This window comes from Proteus sp. CA142267 (assembly GCF_003336825.1).
GTDB classification, from domain to species: domain Bacteria; phylum Pseudomonadota; class Gammaproteobacteria; order Enterobacterales; family Enterobacteriaceae; genus Proteus; species Proteus terrae.
This window is the reverse complement of record NZ_QPMG01000010.1, coordinates 77,251-98,542: the sequence shown is the minus strand read 5'-3', so window position 1 is coordinate 98,542 and position 21,292 is coordinate 77,251. Positions and strand designations below refer to the sequence as shown.

Here is a 21,292-nt window from a genome sequence, read left to right as displayed (position 1 = left end):
CCCAGGCCGGAGCAGCACTGGGAGAAAAGTAGCGATACATTATCCGTAACGATATTCCACGCCAAACGTTCCGCGTGGGTATTCCCATTTTTCAAGCGCACTATCTAAACCAAGAATTCGACAAGTTCCACACTCTAAGCACCCTGCATAGTCAAAGCTGATGGTGCCATCTTCTTGCTTTTTATAAAGACCTGCTGGACATGCTTTAACTAAGGTTTCCAATACCTGCATATCAGGCTGCTCTTTAACGACGATATGTGGATTTTCCTCATCGACATTAAATTTATTGATGCCTAATTTGACATCGACATTTACGGGAGAACTCATATTGCTTTTACTCCTTTGATCCCATCTTTGATCAGATTCATCCAGCCCACTTTTTTGGTATGACGCATCATGGTTTTACGCATCGGTACTGGCGCATCACCCGTTACGGTGAAGAGATCTTTTGCAATACCAACTACCATTTCAGGGTAAGCGGTGAACATACGAGGGTTATCAAGTAAATCAGGCATACGCTGATAGGCTTTCATATCGCGTAACGGGCCATCTTCTAAATGTTTGAGATATTCATTTAGCGTTTGCTTGCTAAAATCATTTTTCTCCATGGCAGAGAGCACGGTTTTTGCAGCGGCTTCGCCTGATGCCATCGCTAAATCCATGCCACGGATAGTAAAGCCTAGGTTCATACACATCCCTGCAGCATCACCAGCAATTAATACGCCATCACGTACTAATTCATTTTGCATTCTTAATCCAGCTTCAGGAACAACGTGTGCACCATATTCCACCATTTTTCCGCCTTCAATTAGCGGAGCAACAACGGGATGCTGTTTAAAATCTTCCAGCATTTGTGGCACTGATTTTTTTGCATCTTTAATATGGTGAAGCCCACAGACAAGACCTAAAGAAAGCGTGGTTTTATTGGTATATAAGAAACCGCCACCCATTAGTCCATCGGTAGGCGAACCTGCAAATAACCAAGCCACACCTTCGTTATCTTTTAGGTTAAAACGATCTTTAATGACACTTTCAGGCAGTTCGATGATCTCTTTTACACCCACGGCTACATTTTCAGCCGCAACACGTTTTGTCATCCCTAACTGTTCAGCCAAGATAGAATTCACACCATCGGCGAGGATCACCGCTTTGGCTTCTAACACATCACCGTCTGCCTCGACGCCGACAATCTTGCCATCACGCTCAACGAGCTTATCAACACGAATACCCGTAATACATTGCGCACCCGCGTTTTCGGCTTGTTCCATTAGCCATTGGTCAAACTCGCCCCGTAATACAGACCAAGAGGCCGTTTTGGGGTTGTTCCCTTCCGTGTTTTGGTAATCAATCGTCATTGCGCCTGTTTCAGTCATAAATGACAATTTTTCATGAGTAATCACGCGTTCAACAGGCGCTTCTTGCGCAAACTCAGGAATGATGCGCTCAAGGGTATGTGCATACATACGACCACCGGTTACATTTTTCCCGCCAGCGTAGTTACCTCTTTCTATTAGCAATACTTGTGCGCCTTCTCTTGCCAAAACAAGTGCAGCCACAGATCCTGCTAATCCTGCGCCAACAATAATGGCATCGAAAATATCTTCGGAATCGGACATAACATCTCCAGAATTTGCGATAAACAGCAGATAAGTTTCCTTCCCTGCTTAAATAAATCAGTTAGATAATTGACGAGTTAATGCAGGTAAAATCTTCATTAAATCACCAACAATGCCGTAGTCAGCGAATTGGAAGATAGGTGCATTTTTGTCTTTATTAATAGCAACAATAGTTTGTGCACCATTAGCGCCAACCATATGTTGAATTTGTCCTGAAATACCTGCTGCTAAATAGAGTTCAGGTTTTAGCATCAGGTTAGAAATACCGACATAGCGCTCGTGTTCCATCCATTTCTCATTTTCAGCAACAGGGCGAGAACAGGCGATTTCAGCACCAATGGCTTTCGCTAACTCTTCTGCAATAACGATATTTTCTTTGCTACCGATACCGCGACCAACGCTAACAACAAAGCGCGCTTTATCTAAATCAACTGTGTTGATTGCGCGTGGTTGAACTGAATTGCGAACGATAGTTTGAGCTGGAGCAATCCATGCGACTTTTTGTGCATTACCTGTAGCGCCAGTTTCTGATGCAACATTAAAAGCACCCACGCTTGCAGTTACCACACAGTAAGGGGTTTTCAGGATTTCATCACCAAAAGCAAGACCGCCGTAAACCATGTGTTTTGCCACTAATGCATCACCATCTGCTTTTAAAGATTGGGCGTCGTTAGAAACGACTGCTTCTAAACGGTGGCCTAAACGTGCAGCTAATAATTTTCCGCGACGTGTATTAGGCAATAGCACTAATCCTGCATCACCTTTTTGTTTAATGGTTTCAACCATGCTCTGTGCATAGTCTTCAATAATGCGATCGTCAGGTTTACCTTCTAATTGGAAAACCTCTGTTGCCCCTAATTTAAAAGCAGCAACGCTTTGTTCATCATTCAATGTAAATACATTGATAGATTGCCCTGATGAAGAAGCGCCACCCATTAATTCTGGTAAACGGGAAAGTGCATCACTAAATACCCAAACAGTTGAAAACTGGCTCATAACTCCCCCTATTACTTAAGAATTTTACGTAAATGTTCTGCCAACTCAGCAATCTGATCATCGCCATCACCTTCAATAATGATGCGTTGACGTACTTTCTGTTTTGGTGCCGCCACTTTTTGCTCTGAACGCGTAGTAATCGCATCCAGACCAAGATCGGCAACACTCCATTGCTGAACAGGTTTCTTGGCCGCGCCAAGAATGGCTTTCATCGAAGGAATTTGAGGTGTGTTAATGTCGGTAGAAACGGCGATAACAGCAGGTAATGGAATGGTCAGTGTTTCGATTTCATTTTCTAACTCGCGCTCAACCGTAATTGAGTCATTAGAAAGAGAAACAATTTTGTTAATACCATTTATCGCAGGAACATTTAATAATTCACCCACCAGCAAACTAACTTGTTGTGAGCTAAGATCCGCAGAGCCGTCACCGCAAAGAATTAAGTCATAACCTTTTTTAGTCGCTGCCGCAGCCAGCGCAACCGCTGTTTGGTAAGGTAAAGAAGCTTCAAATTGGTCATCAACCACAACTACGAGTTCATCAGCACCACGCGAAAGTACGTCTTTACGTGCTTTCGCATTTGTCAGTGCTTTACCACCAACACTCATTGCCGTGATTTGAATGCCATCAAGTTGAGTCTTAAGCTGATTAGCGGCTTCAATTGCATTTAAATCATATTGGCTGATTTTGGTGTTAGCACGAGAAAAATCCAGCGAACTGTCTGCGCTATTTACCGTAATATCCTGCTCATCGGGAACACTCTTGTAACATGTAATAATATTCATTACATCTCCTGAAATTAATAAATAATGTCATTTGCTCTGGCAATGTAATATAGAATTAACACAATTAAGAGATTAAAAAATTAAACCTAGGTCACCAATATTGAACATTAACAAATAAAGAATGGATAGGTTTCAATATTGCTAAACATATCACCAATATTGAAATTAGTTTTAATTGAAGTGAACAACGTTCAATATTGCTACATCGATCAACAATATTGAACATAATAAATATAACGGTATTTAACGTTCAATATTGCCACCAAGATCAACAATATTGAAAGACAGAATATAACAACCCTATTACATACAAAACGATAGATATAATTATCAATAAGTTACAATGAAAATAAAACGTTATAAAACGTAACATAAAATCGACAAAAAGAATAGTGTGAAGTGAATAACAGAATGGATTTCTTATAATATCCATTATTCATCATCATTAATCGATTTGTGGGTTAGCCAATCAGTTTATTTATCTATTATGATGAAACACCAATAGACGAAATATTCATAAATAAACTCAAATGCTTTATTAGATATTAGGAATTAACACTACTTAAACTTCTGCGTTAAATATATTTGGAAAATTTACCTATGAGCAAAGATAATAAAAAGGCAGGAATAGAACCGAAGGTTTTTTTTCCGCCATTAATCATTGTTGGTATTTTATGCTGGCTAACGGTACGTGATCTTGACGCTTCAAATGAAGTGATTAATGCCGTATTCAGCTATGTTACCAATGTCTGGGGTTGGGCCTTCGAATGGTACATGGTCATTATGTTCGGGGGTTGGTTTTGGTTAGTCTTCGGTCGTTATGCCAATAAACGCCTTGGGGAAGATAAACCTGAATTTAGTACCGCAAGCTGGATCTTCATGATGTTTGCGTCTTGTACGTCGGCTGCCGTCCTCTTCTGGGGTTCGATTGAAATATACTACTATATTTCAAGCCCTCCTTTTGGGATGGAAGCTTACTCAACTCAAGCTAAAGAAATTGGCCTTGCTTACAGCTTGTTCCACTGGGGTCCTTTACCTTGGGCGACTTATAGTTTCCTTTCTGTTGCATTCGCTTACTTCTTCTTTGTTCGCAAAATGGAAGTTATCCGTCCAAGTAGCACCTTAACCCCGCTAATCGGTGAAAAACACGTTAATGGGATCGTCGGAACCATTATTGATAACTTCTATCTTGTTGCTTTAATTCTGGCAATGGGAACTAGCCTTGGTTTAGCAACACCGTTAGTGACTGAATGTATTCAATACTTATTTGGTATTCCTCATACCCTGCAATTAGACGCCATCATTATCTCTTGCTGGATCTTATTAAACGCAATTTGCGTAGCATTCGGTCTGCAAAAAGGGGTGAAAATCGCCAGTGATATTCGTACTTACCTGAGCTTCTTAATGCTGGGTTGGGTATTTATCGTTGGTGGTGCGAGCTTTATCGTCAATTACTTCACTGACTCTGTTGGTACATTGATGATGTATATGCCTCGTATGCTGTTCTATACAGACCCAATCGGTAAAGGTGGATTCCCTCAAGGTTGGACTGTCTTCTATTGGGCATGGTGGGTTATTTACGCCATCCAAATGAGTATCTTCTTAGCACGTATCTCTAAAGGCCGTACTGTTCGTGAATTATGTTTAGGGATGGTTTCAGGTTTAACCGCAGGAACTTGGTTAATTTGGACAATTCTTGGTGGCAACACCATACAACTGATTGACCAAAATATCCTCAACATTCCACAACTGATTGAACAATACGGTGTACCTCGCGCAATCATCGAGACATGGGCGGCATTACCGTTGAGTACAGCGACAATGTGGGGCTTCTTTATCCTCTGCTTTATTGCCACTGTCACCTTAATTAACGCCTGTTCTTACACACTAGCAATGTCCACTTGTCGCTCTATGAAAGAAGGCTCTGAGCCACCTTTATTAGTGCGTATCGGCTGGTCTGTGCTGGTCGGTGTTATCGGCATCATTCTGCTCGCACTTGGGGGTTTAAAACCAATTCAAACCGCCATTATCGCTGGAGGATGTCCACTATTTTTCGTCAATATCATGGTCACCTTGTCCTTTATTAAAGATGCCAAAGTACATTGGAAAGACTGATCCGCTATACGCAAAGAATGACATATTAAGAGGTTATTAACATGGATTTTAGATTGAATGATGAGCAGGAACTGTTTGTTGACGGTGTCCGCGAATTAATGGCCAGTGAAAACTGGGAAGCTTATTTCGCACAGTGTGATCGCGAAAGTAAATACCCAGAACGTTTTGTCAAAGCCTTAGCGGATATGGAAATAGACAATCTGCTTATCCCTGAAGAGCACGGTGGATTAAATGCAGGTTTTGTTACTGTTGCGGCAATCTGGATGGAATTAGGTCGTTTAGGTGCGCCAACTTACGTGCTTTATCAATTGCCGGGTGGATTTAACACCGTCTTGCGTGAAGGGACTCAAGAGCAAATTGATAAAATTATGGCGTTCCGCGGTACAGGTAAACAGATGTGGAACTCCGCAATTACAGAACCCGGCGCAGGCTCTGACGTAGGTAGCTTACAAACTACTTATACCCGTAAAGATGGCAAAGTTTACCTCAATGGTAGCAAGTGCTTTATCACTAGTAGTGCCTATACCCCTTACGTTGTTGTGATGAGCCGTGATTCAGCGTCTCCAGATAAACCTATCTTCACTGAATGGTTTGTGGATATGAGCAAACCAGGTATCAAAGTCAACAAGTTAGAAAAACTAGGTTTACGTATGGATAGCTGCTGTGAAATCACTTTCGACAACGTTGAGCTTGAAGAGAAAGACATGTTTGGTCGTGAAGGTAACGGCTTTAACCGTGTGAAAGAAGAGTTCGACCACGAGCGTTTCTTAGTGGCACTCACTAACTACGGTACAGCGATGTGTGCATTTGAAGATGCGGCACGTTATGCCAACCAACGTGTGCAATTTGGCGAAGCTATCGGTCGTTTCCAACTTATTCAAGAAAAATTCGCTCATATGGCGATCAAACTCAATTCAATGCGCAACATGTTATATGAAACTGCATGGAAGAGTGACAACAACTTAATCACTTCTGGTGATGCAGCTATGTGTAAATACTTCTGTGCAAATGCGGCGTTTGAAGTAGTTGATAGTGCAATGCAAGTGCTTGGTGGTGTCGGTATTGCTGGCGAGCACCGTATTTCTCGTTTCTGGCGTGACCTTCGTGTTGACCGTGTATCTGGTGGTTCTGATGAAATGCAGATCCTGACATTAGGACGTTCAGTACTTAAACAGTATCGCTAATTAATCACGAATAACTCTCTCATCAAATGATGAGAGAGTTTTCACTCAGACCACTTACGAGGTGATGCTATGACAGAACATTTACCAATGCCACAATTCGGCCCACTTTCAGGGGTTCGTGTTGTGTTTTCAGGAATTGAAATTGCAGGGCCATTCGCAGGACAAATGTTCGCAGAATGGGGAGCTGAAGTGATTTGGATTGAAAACGTTGCATGGGCTGACACCATTCGCGTTCAACCTCACTACCCTCAACTTTCTCGCCGTAATCTTCATGCACTATCGTTAAATATCTTTAAAGACGAAGGTCGTGATGCGTTTCTAAAATTAATGGAAACAACCGACATCTTTATCGAAGCAAGTAAAGGCCCTGCCTTTGCACGTCGCGGTATTACAGATGAAGTATTATGGGAACATAACCCTAAATTAGTTATCGCTCATTTATCGGGTTTTGGTCAATATGGCGATCCGCAATACACCAACTTACCCGCTTATAACACCATTGCTCAGGCTTTCAGTGGTTACCTTATTCAAAACGGTGACAAAGATCAGCCAATGCCAGCCTTCCCTTATACCGCAGACTATTTCTCAGGGATGACCGCAACCACTTCTGCGTTAGCGGCACTGTATAAAGTTCAACAAACAGGCAAAGGCGAAAGTATTGATATTGCTATGTATGAAGTGATGTTGCGTATGGGGCAATACTTCATGATGGACTATTTCAATGGTGGCGAAATCTGTCCTCGTATGACCAAAGGGAAAGATCCGTACTATGCCGGCTGTGGGCTTTACCGTTGCCAAGATGGTTATATCGTGATGGAAGTTGTCGGTATCACTCAAATTCAAGAAATCTTCAAAGATATCGGACTTGCTCATCTGCTTGGTACACCGGAAGTGCCTGAAGGCACTCAACTTATTCACCGTATTAATTGCCCTCATGGTCAATTATTTGAAGACAAATTAGATGAATGGCTAGCTAAGCAACCCATCACAGAAGTACTCAAACGTCTTTCAGAACTCAATATTGCCAGCGCTAAAGTGCTGACTATTCCAGAGCTTGAAGACAATCCGCAATATATCGCGCGTGAATCGATTACCGAATGGCAAACCATGAATGGCGAAACCTGCAAAGGGCCAAATGTGATGCCTAAATTCAAAAATAATCCGGGAAAAATATGGCGTGGAATGCCATCTCACGGCATGGATACAAACGCGATTTTGAAAAATATCGGTTATAGCGAAGAACAAATCAGGGGGCTGGTCGATAAGGGACTGGCTAAAATCGTAAAGTAACACTGTAAAATTCAGACCTTGTGTAGGCATAAAGCACGTCTGAATTTACAGCAAAAGATAGGGTAACAGTTTAATGGATGTGATTGGCAAACAAAACTTACGTCAGATGTGGGATGATTTGGCAGAGGTTTATGGTACAAAAACAGCGCTAATTTTTGAATCCGCACAAGGACAAGTGAGACAATTTAGCTACAGTGAATTAAATGAAGAGATAAATAGAACCGCAAATCTTTTTCATGCTGGTGGCATAAAAAAAGGCGATCACGTTGCCTTACATCTTGATAACTGTCCTGAGTTTTTCTTTTGCTGGTTTGGCTTGGCAAAAATTGGCGCTGTTATGGTGCCAATTAATGCGCGCTTTATGTATGAAGAGAGCGCATGGATAATCAATCACTGCCAAGCTCATTACGTGATCACCCGCGATAATTTCTATCCTATTTACCAACCTATGTTGCAGGATGAACAATGCCCTTTAACGCAACTGTTTTTAATAACAGAAAACAGTCTACCTGCTGAAAAAGGCGTTATCGACTTTTTAAAAGAGAAAGCCAAGCACCCTGTTACGCTTAATCATCACACACCATTAAGTGTGGATGACACTGCTGAAATTCTTTTTACCTCAGGAACAACATCTCAACCTAAAGGCGTAGTTATTACACACTATAACCTACGCTTTGCGGGTTATTACTCATCATGGCAAAACGCATTACGCGAAGACGACGTTTATCTTACGGTTATGCCAGCCTTTCATATTGACTGCCAATGCACTGCATCACTCGCCGCATTTTCTGTGGGTGCTACCTTTGTATTGTTAGAAAAATACAGTGCCAGAGCCTTTTGGAAACAGATCCTTAAATACCAAGCAACGGTCGCGGAATGTATTCCAATGATGATGAGAACCTTAATAGCGCAACCTGTTTCATCAGAAGAAAAGCAGCACAAATTACGTGAAGTGATGTTTTACCTCAATCTTTCTGACGAAGAAAAAGATGCCTTCCTTGAACGCTTTAACGTGCGATTACTCACCTCTTATGGCATGACAGAAACTATTGTTGGTTTAATTGGTGACAGACCCGGCGATAAACGCCGTTGGCCCTCAATTGGTAGACCTGGTTTTTGCTATCAAGCTCAAATCAGGGACAAACAAAATAATGAAGTCCCTGATGGAGTTGTAGGTGAAATTTGCGTAAAAGGCGAACCCGGAAAAACTATTTTTAAAGAGTATTACAACCGACCTGATGCTACAGCAAAAGCCTTAGAGCCTGATGGTTGGTTACATACTGGTGATTATGGTTATCGTGATGATGAAGGCTTTTTCTATTTCGTTGATCGTAGCTGCAATATGATCAAACGCGGTGGCGAGAATGTCTCTTGTGTTGAGATTGAAAACATCATTTCTTCACATCCTAAAATTCAAGATGTGGCTGTAATTGGTGTCCCTGACAACATTCGCGATGAAGCGATCAAAGCATTTGTTGTACTGGTTGAAAATGAGACCTTGAGTAAAGAAGAGTTCTTCCATTTCTGTGAGCAAAATATGGCGAAATTCAAAGTCCCCTCTGAAGTTGAATTTAGAGATGGCTTACCTCGTAACTGCTCAGGAAAAGTGATTAAAAAGCATTTGAAATAAGACATAGGTAGGTTTAATCACAAATTAATAACCTCAATCATAAATGCTTATTTTTGATGACGAAAAGGAATACAACATGAGCCAGTCATTACACCTAACAACTCGTGGTTCAGTACTTGAAATTGTATTAGACAGACCAAAAGCGAATGCTATTGATGCGAAAACAAGCCATGAAATGGGCGAAGTTTTTCTGCGTTTTCGTGATGATCCCAACTTACGTGTTGCGATTATTACAGGTGCAGGTGAACGCTTTTTCTCTGCAGGATGGGATTTAAAAGCTGCGGCTGAAGGTGAAGCACCTGATGCTGACTTTGGTGCCGGTGGTTTTGCGGGTTTAACTGAGCTTTTCAATCTGGATAAACCTGTCATTGCTGCAGTTAACGGCTATGCTTTTGGTGGTGGTTTTGAATTAGCACTCGCTGCCGACATGATGGTGTGTTCAGACAATGCTTCTTTTGCTTTACCTGAAGCACAGTTAGGCATTGTACCTGACAGTGGCGGTGTTCTGCGTTTACCTAAACGTTTACCACCCGCTATCGTCAATGAAATGCTGATGACAGGTCGTCGCATGAATGCCGACGAAGCGCTTCGTTGGGGTATTGCAAACCGTGTTGTCAGCTCCGCTGAACTTATGGACAGCGCACGCGAACTTGCAGACCAAATTGCCAACAGTGCCCCACTGGCTGTTGCTGCATTAAAAGAGATTTACCGCGCTACTAGCGAGCTTTCTATTGAAGAGGGTTACAAACTTATGCGCAGTGGTGTGTTAAAACATTACCCAAGTGTTTTACATTCAGAAGACGCCACCGAAGGCCCACTAGCCTTTGCTGAAAAACGCGCGCCTGAGTGGAAAGGCCGGTAATTATCGTTAATCTCGATAATACAACAAAGAGGAAAACTGATGAGTATCTACGCGTTTGAAGGTCTTATTCCTGTGGTTCATCCAACAGCTTATGTTCATCCATCTGCTGTATTAATTGGTGATGTGATTATCGGTGCGGGTGTTTATATCGGCCCCTTGGCATCACTAAGAGGGGATTATGGGCGCTTGATTGTTGAAGCAGGTGCTAACCTTCAAGACGGTTGTATCATGCATGGCTATACCGATATGGATACCATTGTTAGAGAAAATGGGCATATCGGACACGGTGCCATTCTTCATAGTTGTATTATCGGGCGTGACAGTTTAATCGGCATGAATAGCGTGATTATGGATGGTGCAATAATCGGTGAAGAAAGTATTGTTGCCGCCATGAGCTTTGTAAAAGCAGGCTTTCAAGGGCAACCTCGGCAAATGCTGATGGGTAGCCCTGCAAAACATGTGCGGGATATTACTGACAATGACATGGAATGGAAGCGTATGAACACACGCGAATATCAAGACTTGGCGGTTCGTTGTCGCCAAAGCTTAGTTGAAACCACACCTTTAACTGCACCTGAACCTAATCGCCCGCATTTACGCGGTACAACAGATGTAAAGCCGAAAGGTCAGTGACAAACTACGACAGGCGTTGCAAGCGCCTGTCGTCATTGTTCAAATTATTTAGCATGAAAGGAAGTCACGTAAATTAGCGACGTTGAGATTTTGACAACATCCATTGCCATTTTTGCTCATGATTTAATCCATGAGGGATCATCGTTGCTAATTTTTCAGGTGAGCTTTGACTGCTTTTGCCTTGAACATGACCTTTTATGCGAGAATAAAGCTGAGGATCAATATGACTCACTTTGATCATGCGTTGGCATTGACAGCCTCTACCTTCAAGCTGGTTAGGCACGCTTTTTGTTTCACACTCAATTTCTTTTACATCAGAAAGAATGTAAGAGACGATATTAATCGCATTGCATTGAGGAATATCGAATTTCTTCGCAATCTCTTTTGCGCTTACCCAGCGTTCTTGCTCTTGAACCCAATCAGCAATGGACAGATAGAGTGGCTTATTCATGTATTCTTCACACATATTTACTCCAGTATCACAAATAAAGTTTTATTTATCGCTAAATAAAGATAATAACTGAATATGTTAATTATCATTGCACCGCGGAGTATCGGTTTTCCCTGTTAATTAGGTAAGTTAACTACCCCATCAATATAATATTAGTTTATTTTTAACAACCAAACTCTTTAATTAACACGCCCGTCACAATTTATTATTTTGTTATTAAATCCAAAGCAATAACAATTAAACCGAGTAAAAAACAAAAAATTAATAAAATATTAAAATATAAAAAACACTTTAAGTAACTAATAATAATTTATTGATATAAAAGCCATTTTTAACAACAAAACAAAAAACAGAATAGATTGTATTAATAATCCATTTATAGACTAACATTATAGTAATAGATCTAAATTTAGATTGCTATAAAGGTGGCTTATTATTAGATATAAATCAATATTCGTTTATTTTAAGCTATATTAACCTAGTTATTAATACATTAGTAAAAGTGAAGATAAATATCGACATATACCGAAATTGATAAATAAAGTGCCATATTGCGGTATATAGCGATATAGCACTTAATCTTATATTATTAATTTGATTATAAAAAACGACGATCAAATGCGGTTTGCCAATCGTCAGCAAATCTATTTACTGCATCATCCACTACTGGTGAACGGATAATTGAGTAAGCAAGCTCTATCGGTAATGTCACTGAAGAAGCGCCTGCTAATAAACAATCGACCACTTGTCGTGGTGTTTTAAAACTCGCTGCTAGGATTTTTGTGGGTAAATTATGCATAGTAATTAGAGTTTGTAACTCTTTTACCACTCTTACACCATCAGAGCCTTGTCTATCCATTCGATGCACATAAGGAGCAATATAGTCTGCACCTGCTAATGCCGCCATTAACCCTTGAGACACACTGTAAATTGCAGTGCCTAATACCAGCATATTTTTTTGCTTTAATTGTTTAATAGCGACAAGCCCTGCTTCTGTAACAGGAATTTTAATCACGGTATTATCTGCAATATTTCCTATACGCAATGCTTCTTCAATCATGGTATCGACATCACTGGCAATGACCTGTGCAAATATGCGGCCTTTACCGCCCATTGCTGCTTTTAATTCAGGTAACAGTATTTCAATATCTTGTGCGGATTTAGCAATAATAGACGGATTGGTGGTGACACCTGCAATAGGAAGAACTTGAGAGAGTTTTCTGACTTCTTCGATATCCGCTGTATCTAAATATATTTCCATAATCGCGCCTCAATAATGTTGGTTTTTAAGCTAAATAATTATAGGTATAACGTAAAAAGTAGCATTGTGCGCGATGGATTTCTAGTGGTTCCAATAAAAATAACGCCCGAGTAAAGGCGCTATTAATTAAATAACGATAATAAATAGTCATGTTTTTTATTTAATAAAAGACATTAGCACTGTTCCAAATTTAGAATTCGGATTTATGATCTATTTATAATTTAAAAATAAACAAGATTGAGTACAATGCCATTATTAATATTAAATAATTTCTTCTATTACGTTAAATTGATTATTTTTTAAAGTCAGCATCAATGACTTGATAAAATGCATTGCCTGTATCTGCAATATTCCAAACACCTAAAATAACCTGATAACCTGAACGCTCTGGTATATTACAGTTTAATTTTACGGTTTCTGTTGGTATTTTCCCATTATCATCTTGTTGACAAAATGGTGTTAAATCAAAAGCAGCACGAGTCAGTGGTTTATTTACATCCCACTCTGGTTTGGTAATAAAGAATTGCCATGAAGCTGTACTGTGTTTAGCGGTTAATGTCCATTTAAAGGTATTTTCTCCACTTTTCATTGCTACTTTATGCCAGCGATCAGCACTTTGTTCATTTAAAGCAGAAAAAGCGTCTTTTCCACCACTGGCAATTTGACCATCAGCAGGCCCGCCATTAGGAAATCCTTTTTTCCCTTCAATTGATTGAGGTTCATACTGTATTGGACCACAATCCTCATTTAACTTGCCTCCTTTTGCTGAACAAAGAAAAGCTCTACTGGGAGGGACATCAATATAGCCATGTTTTAACGTCACATCAGCTGACGCTGTTGAAATAAAACCCGCTGATGATAATAATAATGTTGCAGTGAATACCATAAGTTTATTTTTCTTCATAATAAAGCCTCATAATTATTAATAAGTATTTTTAAATATAATGATTGCATCAATCACAATATATACTAGTCAAAAAAAGATAATTAAATATTGATTTATTTATATTTGTGAGTGATATCGCTATTTAATTTAATATTAAAATGGAACTAACACGGTAATTTAATATTTATTAAATGACTATCAATAACAAAAATAATAAATTAAATTATTTTTATTACTTTTTTATATTTTATTAAAAGAAATAAAATCATCAATATAAAATAAAAACAACCCAAATAAAACAGAAATGCTGTCTCTCTGGGTTGCCTGTTTTCGGTGTACCCTAACAATACATAATTTGTGTATTAATGGGTCTTAGTGATGCAACTCAATCTCCGAAGAAAACGACTCCCCCTGGTTAAACCATCTGAATGAGTTAATGAAGCCAAGCTATTACTGGTTTTATTTATTTCTCCATCACTCATCCCATATGTAGTAATTTCGCTATTATGGGGAACATGTTTCAGTCTTATATAGGTAATATATTGTTCCTTTCCTCTGTGATTATCACCACTGAAAGATGTAAAATTTATGATTTCGTATTGTCCATTTTTTGGTAACAGTACTTCACGCTGTGGCATGCTCACTGATGTAAATGGCCTGAACTGTAAACGTGTTCCCATAGCAGAATGAATATCATAAATAATGACCTGTTTGTGCATCTGATAAAACTGTTGCGTCTTGAGAGCACTGACACTACTCGTCGTGGATAAGTAAGCTGGATCACCTAACCTATCCCCAATTTTCAATACTCCCGAAGCTAGTTTACTGCTAATTCCAGAGTCAGGCACTGCACGAAGAAAATCCCCCTCTATTTTTGGCATCTTATTTAAAGCTTTTTCAAGATTATTTATTTTTTTTGTTATCTTTCTCGACAAATCGTTGGCATGCGGTCCATTCTCTCGCAAATAGGCATTTATTTTATTACTATCCCCTGCGGTATAATCTTTTATAGCCTCCACGTATTTGCCAGCCATTTTTTTCGCTAAAGTACTGCCTTCGGCCAATTCATTATCTAAATTTATCATAACATCCTGATAATAAGCATCATTCAGCTGTTTAGGTGTCATTTTTTGTAATACTTCATCTTTTCTTCCTTCAGGCGTAAAGCTAGGATTTCTTCCATCCGGATCATGCAATGTCACTGGGTTATTACGCACCATTCGGTATAAATTTAGTCCATCCACCGTACCGGCTGGGTCTGCACTTAACCAACGACCAATCCACGGTTGATAATAACGATAACCGTAGTAATACATACCCGTAGCGTCTTTTTCTTTACCTGAATAACGAATGGTTTTGTAATCAGCCTCTACTGCATTTTCGCTAGACCAAATGGCGGTGCCACCATAAGGGTAATACTCTTCATAACTGACTAATTGCCCTTTACCGTCGGTTTCTAATCCACTGTTGCCAATACCGTCATCATAGCTATAACGCAGTGAATTATTTTCAATCCCTTTCGGTGTACCCATCTCCCAACATAATGCTCTGACTTTGGCACTCGTGCCTGCTTGAATATGAACCACATCATATTTTTCTGTAGCAGGATTGTTATTCACTTCCCATTGTTCAATATTCGGTAAATAGAGCGTAGTGACTCTTTCTAAATGACCGTTAGCAGTTTTACGCCCGCGTATTTTCGTCATACGTTGGCTCGCACTGTTATATTGATAAGTTTCGCCCTCAGACAAATGTCCACTTTCCATTATCTCTTTTGTGGCTTTCAAATGATTACGGCTATCCCAAATAATGGCATCACCATTAAGAAGCTGGGTTAAATTACCGCTCTCATCAAAATAGCTATCAACTTGCTTCGGATCAGAACATTGTGACTTTAATAAGGCGCGATTGTTTTTATTTGAAACGGTAATATCTTGAGTAAAACTTTGTTGCGCAATAGCGGAGTTATGACGGATTTGCGTTAAATTACCGCCTCTGTCATAAATGTATAAACGCGTGTAATTGGTATAACTTTGTGCATCTTTGACCATCGTGGTAATGGTTTGAGATTGCATTGAAGCAGGTGTTTTTTGATTGGCCGATTCACGACCTGTTGCACTCACTAATTGATACAGAGAGTCATAGATATAACGATTTTCAGGCACGATTTTCTGATTACGCCAGTAGCGAGTGGCTTCAGCATCATTTTTCAGACAAATAATATTGCCAACAGGATCGTACTCATAACGCAGATCTTGCATGATCTTCGCACCCAAAACATGGTTTTGTGGACGCACTGTTTTGACATGCAGTAAACGTTGCGTTTCAGGCTCATATTCATAAGTGGTGACTAAGCCATTTCCCTGCTCTTCACGCAGTTTTTGCCCTGCCGCACTATAAGAGAGTGACCGTAAAATCACTTGTTCTGATTGTCCTTTTAAGGTCAACCAAGATTGCTTAACAAAGCCTGCAATATCATAGGCAATACGGCGTTTATTCCCTTTTGCATCGGTTTCTTCTAATACACCCCCTGTCGCATCATAAGTATATTGAGTGGTAAATTTTTCAGCTCGCTCAATACTCGCTTCTTCATTATTATTTGAATTCCAGTCAATAACACTGCCCATATGCAATTGCTGTGTTTCTGCAATAACATGCCCCAAGAGAGAATAATTGCTATACGTTTTTTTACCTGCCGTATCAAAGTGTTCAATACATTTTCCCACTTGATTGGTATCGATTAACTCACTCGCGTTTCCTTGTCCCCATTTAAATTTTTGAATAACCTTCGTGTCTGAATTCCCTAATTTTCCTTCTTTGACTTGCTCTAAATATCGCTCAACGCTGGGCTCAGAATATTCATACGTTGTCACCGTACCTTTTGCATTAATCTGTTGTGAAACGGTACCCTCAATATCATTAAGACTAAAGCTTGTACCATTATCAATCCCTTGAGATACAGCAATCGCGCCACCTAAACTCACCGTTTGTTGAATATTCGATTGAATTGCTGAGTCTGTTTGTTGTGCTTCATACAATCTTGCATCAATACTGCGTTCTAAATAACCGCGAACATGATAATGGTGACGCGTAATACGCTCATCGGTTTGGCTAACCGTATCAGGATGACGGCAATAGCTAATTTCACGGATTGTTGATCCTCGATTATCAAGAACTACTACCGTTGGCGTTCTTGTGTGTAATTGTTTATTTAACATATTTTTAATTCCTTTCAATTTTCTTTTTATAGATAATAAATATTTCGTTAGTGATTAATGGCGGTTAAATATATTGGGTCATGAAGATTTATTATTAATTTATTTCTAAACTAAATTCCTCATGATTAATTTAACCGCACTTATCGTCTAGCCTCTAAACATTATTAAGAGCGTTACAATAAGGTTATTCACGTATCTGTCGAATAGGATCATAGTCCATATTGGGCCTGTCATCTTTGGAACGACAAAATGAGCAGACAATATTGTCATATTTAATATCATTTACCCTTAAGTCATTGAAAAGTCTTCCCATTGTCGTAACTGAAGGAAAAGAAAGCCCATCAGAAGTGATCGTATCACTTACTGTGACAATATCCGTTCTTACTGTTTGATCTTGAATTGTTTGCGTAATCGCTCGATTGGCAGCCAACGCATTACCTATTTTATCGGGTGTATCGGTCTCATATGTGGTTAATCTATAATTTGTAATATTAATTCTCCCATTATTATCTTCTTCTGCTACTTTAGAATTCATATTATTATACTCGCCTGTCACTGTCCTTATTCCCAATAATTCCATTTCTTCAATCGCGAATTGATTATGTAACTCCATATGATGATTTGAAATGGAAAATAACGTAAGACTCTTTTCTATTGCGACATTATCAATCCCCGGATCCAATAAAAAAGTTCTGTGTGGATTTAAGAATTCTAATGTCATTCCATCGGGTATTGGAACCGCTCCACTGTTTAAGTTAAAACCACCATGGGCAGTAACAATGAGTTGTTTTGATGGATAATCAGGGGTTGAATAGAGCGAAAAATGCCGGCCTAACTTACTGACTGCATAGTGAGTTTCTCTTTTAAAGTCGAGTGAATCTTCTTGATTCCAAACCTCAGCCTGATTAATAACCTCCCTCGCCCAATTATTTGTTTTTATTTTATGAAATGAAGTCGGTAGTCGATTGATAAAATGCTCACTTGTTGTTGCAGGAGTCGGTGCCCGCCCATCTGGATCATGTAATGTCACAGGATTATTGCGCACCATGCGATATAAATTTAGCCCATCAATCGTACCTGCGGGGTCTGCACTTAACCAACGACCAATCCACGGTTGATAATAACGATAACCATAGTAATACATCCCCGTAGAATCTTTTTCTTTACCGGAATAACGAATGGTTTTGTAATCTGCTTCTACCACATTTTCGCTAGACCAAATGGCGGTGCCCCCATAAGGGTAATACTCTTCATAACTGACTAATTGCCCTTTACCGTCGGTTTCTAATCCACTGTTGCCAATACCGTCATCATAGCTATAACGCAGTGAATTATTTTCAATCCCTTTCGGTGTACCCATCTCCCAACATAATGCTCTGACTTTGGCACTCGTGCCTGCTTGAATTTGTACAACGGCATATTTCTCTGTCACAGAATTTGTACTCACGTCCCATTGTTCAATATTCGGTAAATAGAGCGTAGTGACTCTTTCTAAATCACCGCCAACAGCTTTACGCCCGCGTATTTTCGTCATACGTTGGCTCGCACTGTTATATTGATAAGTTTCGCCCTCAGACAAATGTCCACTTTCCATTATCTCTTTTGTGGCTTTCAAATGATTACGGCTATCCCAAATAATGGCATCACCATTAAGAAGCTGGGTTAAATTACCGCTCTCATCAAAATAGCTATCGACTTGCTTCGGATCAGAACATTGTGACTTTAATAAGGTGCGATTGTTTTTATTTGAAACGGTAATATCTTGAGTAAAACTTTGTTGCGCAATAGAAGAGTTATGACGGATTTGCGTTAAATTACCGCCTCTGTCATAAGTGTATAACCGCGTGTAATTGGTATAACTTTGTGCATCTTTGACCATCGTGGTAATGGTTTGAGATTGCATTGAAGCAGGTGTTTTTTGATTGGCCGATTCACGACCTGTTGCACTCACTAATTGATACAGAGAGTCATAGATATAACGATTTTCAGGCACGATTTTCTGATTACGCCAGTAGCGAGTGGCTTCAGCATCATTTTTCAGACAAATAATATTGCCGACAGGATCGTACTCATAACGCAGATCTTGCATAATCTTCGCACCCAAAACATGGTTTTGTGGACGCACTGTTTTGACATGCAGTAAACGTTGCGTTTCAGGCTCATATTCATAAGTGGTGACTAAGCCATTACCCTGCTCTTCACGCAGTTTTTGCCCTGTCGCACTATAAGAGAGTGACCGTAAAATCACTTGTTCTGATTGCCCTTTTAAGGTCAACCAAGATTGCTTAACAAAGCCTGCAATATCATAGGCAATACGGCGTTTATTCCCCTTTGCATCGGTTTCTTCTAATACAGCCCCTATCGCATCATAAGTATATTGAGTGGTAAATTTTTCAGCTCGCTCAATACTCGCTTCTTCATTATTATTTGAATTCCAGTCAATAACACTGCCCATATGCAATTGTTGTGTTTCTGCAATAACATGCCCCAAGAGAGAATAATTGCTATACGTTTTTTTACCTGCCGTATCAAAGTGTTCAATACATTTTCCCACTTGATTGGTATCGATTAACTCACTCGCGTTTCCTTGTCCCCATTTAAATTTTTGAATAACCTTCGTGTCTGAATTCCCTAATTTTCCTTCTTTGACTTGTTCTAAATAACGCTCAAACTGTTTATCACTGTATTCATAAGCTGTGACTGTTCCTTTTGCATTAATCTGTTGTGAAACGGTACCCTCAATATCATTAAGACTAAAGCTTGTACCATTATCAATCCCTTGAGATACAGCAATCGCGCCACCTAAACTCACCGTTTGTTGAATATTCGATTGAATTGCTGAGTCTGTTTGTTGTGCTTCATACAATCTTGCATCAATACTGCGTTCTAAATAACCGCGAACATGATAATGGTGACGCGTAATACGCTCATCGGTTTGGCTAACCGTATCAGGATGACGGCAATAGCTAATTTCACGGATTGTTGATCCTCGATTATCATGAACCACCACCGTTGGCGTTCTTGTATGTAATTGTTGATTTGACATATTTCTATAATTCCTTAATTTGCTTTCTTTTATGATCTAACTCATGAGTACCAAGCTGATTTTTTGTTGCCAATATTTCTGCCACCGCTTTTTTATCGGTATTACATTTTTCTAATACCAACATTAAACGTGCCACATAATCAGGATAATCTCCCCATACTTGCACATTAAAAAACGGTGCTGAACAGGGCTGTAATAAGTGTGTTGGTACAAATTTTTCGGGTGCTTTAACGACGGTTAAGGGTGTTTTGCTGCAACTGGATAACAGCGTCAGGCACAGACTCATTAGCACAAGGCGTTTGAGCCAGAAGTAGCCGTAATTCTTGGCGTATTGCATGATTTTCTTCCTCTAAATAGTGTTGCTCCTTTTGTTGATGAGTGAGCGTTTCAGAGATTTTTTCCGCTTGCTCGTGCCATTGCATTAATTGTGATTGCAATGTACGTTGTTGATATTCAAGCTGACTATTTTGTTCTGAAAGTCGATTAATTTGGTTGTGCTGATAGCGGATCACCAGAAGCGTGGTCAGAATGACTAACAACACGCCTCCTTTTAATCCCCAGCGTAGAAGCCAGGTTAGACTCATGAATATACCTCTCTAGACAGCTCATAATGAGGGCCATCACGAAACGATACCCAATCACCGCCCCAATTCATTGAAACACCCAATTGATGTGCTGCTTGTTTCATCGCTTTTGATACAGATTCAAACGCAGACCAATCGTGCCAAGGGATCGAGCCATTCACTAACGGTACAATATCTACAGCATGACCCGTTAAATGACGGCTATTGAGTGTTTTGCTTTTGCCTTCTTTCATTAGCACTTTTTGGCGCGCGAATGAGCGTAGCCCTTCGATGACCACAAAATCATATTCACTCAATGTCAGCGCCTGATGAACCACTTGCACTAAATCTTGATGCACACCTTTTAAGTTGTTTTGACTACGTTGACTTAATGTATACGTATTCATTTAGGCTCCTTAAGGTTGTTCATGCCAAAAATACGATTCCATAGCCAAATCAATGTGGTACTTCCCATTGAGCCAAAAAGCCCTGCAATCATGTAAGACATATAGCGACTTGCACCACTTTCAAAACTCAATAATCCCCCTAATAATCCTGTGAATACTGAAATCACAATTTGGCTACCAATGCCACACCAAGACCACCTAATTTGTTTTTGCCTAATTTCCATTAAATACCTCACGATACCTCCCCAGGCTGAAAATCCACCGATAATCATCCAAGCCAGCGCATCGCTTTCAGATGGGATTGCTACCAGCATAATAAAATTCCTAAATAGAGCGGATAAATGGTGTT

19 protein-coding genes are annotated in these 21,292 nt (G+C 39.8%); 6 read left to right on the top strand and 13 right to left on the bottom strand.

All coding sequences use genetic code 11. The features are described 5' to 3' along the window. Positions 1–39: 39 nt before the first annotated feature. Genes fixX through C0T34_RS15265 form a run of 4 tightly spaced genes read right to left on the bottom strand, consistent with a single transcriptional unit; the run spans position 40 to position 3,397 of the window. Positions 40–327 (bottom strand): ferredoxin-like protein FixX, encoded by a 288-nt coding sequence (gene fixX / locus C0T34_RS15280; RefSeq protein ID WP_023582978.1) that lies wholly within the window; start codon positions 325–327, stop codon positions 40–42. Then, a complete protein-coding gene (fixC, locus tag C0T34_RS15275) occupies positions 324–1,616 on the bottom strand; it encodes an FAD-dependent oxidoreductase FixC (RefSeq protein ID WP_109850420.1) in 1,293 nt (430 codons plus the stop codon). The genes fixX and fixC overlap by 4 nt, the downstream gene beginning before the upstream one ends. Before the next feature lie 57 nt (positions 1,617–1,673). Then, on the bottom strand, positions 1,674–2,612 hold the full coding sequence (locus C0T34_RS15270; RefSeq protein WP_109850419.1) for an FAD-binding protein: 939 nt from the start codon (positions 2,610–2,612) through the stop codon (positions 1,674–1,676). Between the two features lie 11 nt (positions 2,613–2,623). Further along, positions 2,624–3,397, bottom strand: coding sequence for an electron transfer flavoprotein FixA (locus C0T34_RS15265; protein ID WP_109850418.1), 774 nt, complete (start codon positions 3,395–3,397; stop codon positions 2,624–2,626). Between the two features lie 600 nt (positions 3,398–3,997). Between C0T34_RS15265 and caiT the strand changes: the two genes are divergently transcribed. From caiT to caiE, 6 genes are all read left to right on the top strand, one after another. Then, entirely contained in the window at positions 3,998–5,512 is a 1,515-nt protein-coding gene (gene caiT, locus C0T34_RS15260) for an L-carnitine/gamma-butyrobetaine antiporter (protein ID WP_098941839.1), read from the top strand. A 41-nt stretch (positions 5,513–5,553) separates the two neighbouring features. Then, the gene (gene caiA, locus C0T34_RS15255; protein WP_023582983.1) at positions 5,554–6,696 is read left to right on the top strand and encodes a crotonobetainyl-CoA dehydrogenase; all 1,143 of its coding nucleotides are present in this window, start codon (positions 5,554–5,556) and stop codon (positions 6,694–6,696) included. A gap of 69 nt (positions 6,697–6,765) precedes the next feature. After that, on the top strand, positions 6,766–7,986 hold the full coding sequence (caiB, locus tag C0T34_RS15250) for an L-carnitine CoA-transferase (protein ID WP_098941838.1): 1,221 nt from the start codon (positions 6,766–6,768) through the stop codon (positions 7,984–7,986). 73 nt (positions 7,987–8,059) lie between these two features. Then, positions 8,060–9,616, top strand: coding sequence for a crotonobetaine/carnitine-CoA ligase (caiC, locus tag C0T34_RS15245; protein WP_109850417.1), 1,557 nt, complete (start codon positions 8,060–8,062; stop codon positions 9,614–9,616). A 76-nt stretch (positions 9,617–9,692) separates the two neighbouring features. Next, on the top strand, positions 9,693–10,478 hold the full coding sequence (gene caiD, locus C0T34_RS15240; protein WP_098941836.1) for a crotonobetainyl-CoA hydratase: 786 nt from the start codon (positions 9,693–9,695) through the stop codon (positions 10,476–10,478). A 39-nt stretch (positions 10,479–10,517) separates the two neighbouring features. Continuing rightward, positions 10,518–11,111 (top strand): carnitine operon protein CaiE, encoded by a 594-nt coding sequence (gene caiE / locus C0T34_RS15235; protein ID WP_098941835.1) that lies wholly within the window; start codon positions 10,518–10,520, stop codon positions 11,109–11,111. Between the two features lie 73 nt (positions 11,112–11,184). Here caiE and caiF read toward each other — a convergent pair whose 3' ends face one another. The 9 genes from caiF to C0T34_RS15195 form a co-directional block, all read right to left on the bottom strand. Continuing rightward, on the bottom strand, positions 11,185–11,577 hold the full coding sequence (caiF, locus tag C0T34_RS15230; RefSeq protein ID WP_023582988.1) for a carnitine metabolism transcriptional regulator CaiF: 393 nt from the start codon (positions 11,575–11,577) through the stop codon (positions 11,185–11,187). A gap of 583 nt (positions 11,578–12,160) precedes the next feature. Then, on the bottom strand, positions 12,161–12,823 hold the full coding sequence (gene fsa / locus C0T34_RS15225) for a fructose-6-phosphate aldolase (RefSeq protein ID WP_098941834.1): 663 nt from the start codon (positions 12,821–12,823) through the stop codon (positions 12,161–12,163). Between the two features lie 292 nt (positions 12,824–13,115). Next, positions 13,116–13,727: a lytic polysaccharide monooxygenase gene (locus tag C0T34_RS15220; RefSeq protein WP_098941833.1), complete on the bottom strand. Its 612-nt coding sequence runs from the start codon at positions 13,725–13,727 to the stop codon at positions 13,116–13,118. Between the two features lie 344 nt (positions 13,728–14,071). Next, positions 14,072–16,927, bottom strand: a complete 2,856-nt coding sequence (locus tag C0T34_RS15215; RefSeq protein WP_109850416.1) for an RHS repeat-associated core domain-containing protein — start codon at positions 16,925–16,927, stop codon at positions 14,072–14,074. 184 nt (positions 16,928–17,111) lie between these two features. Beyond that, positions 17,112–19,973: an RHS repeat-associated core domain-containing protein gene (locus tag C0T34_RS15210; protein WP_109850415.1), complete on the bottom strand. Its 2,862-nt coding sequence runs from the start codon at positions 19,971–19,973 to the stop codon at positions 17,112–17,114. A 4-nt stretch (positions 19,974–19,977) separates the two neighbouring features. Continuing rightward, a complete protein-coding gene (locus tag C0T34_RS18415; RefSeq protein WP_257216053.1) occupies positions 19,978–20,109 on the bottom strand; it encodes a hypothetical protein in 132 nt (43 codons plus the stop codon). 91 nt (positions 20,110–20,200) lie between these two features. Continuing rightward, on the bottom strand, positions 20,201–20,557 hold the full coding sequence (locus C0T34_RS15205) for a DUF2570 domain-containing protein (protein WP_066748856.1): 357 nt from the start codon (positions 20,555–20,557) through the stop codon (positions 20,201–20,203). Next, on the bottom strand, positions 20,554–20,943 hold the full coding sequence (locus C0T34_RS15200) for a M15 family metallopeptidase (RefSeq protein ID WP_098941830.1): 390 nt from the start codon (positions 20,941–20,943) through the stop codon (positions 20,554–20,556). The genes C0T34_RS15205 and C0T34_RS15200 overlap by 4 nt, the downstream gene beginning before the upstream one ends. Continuing rightward, positions 20,940–21,257: a phage holin family protein gene (locus C0T34_RS15195; protein WP_088494501.1), complete on the bottom strand. Its 318-nt coding sequence runs from the start codon at positions 21,255–21,257 to the stop codon at positions 20,940–20,942. Before C0T34_RS15195 ends, C0T34_RS15200 begins: the two co-directional genes overlap by 4 nt. Between the last annotated feature and the right edge of the window lie 35 nt (positions 21,258–21,292).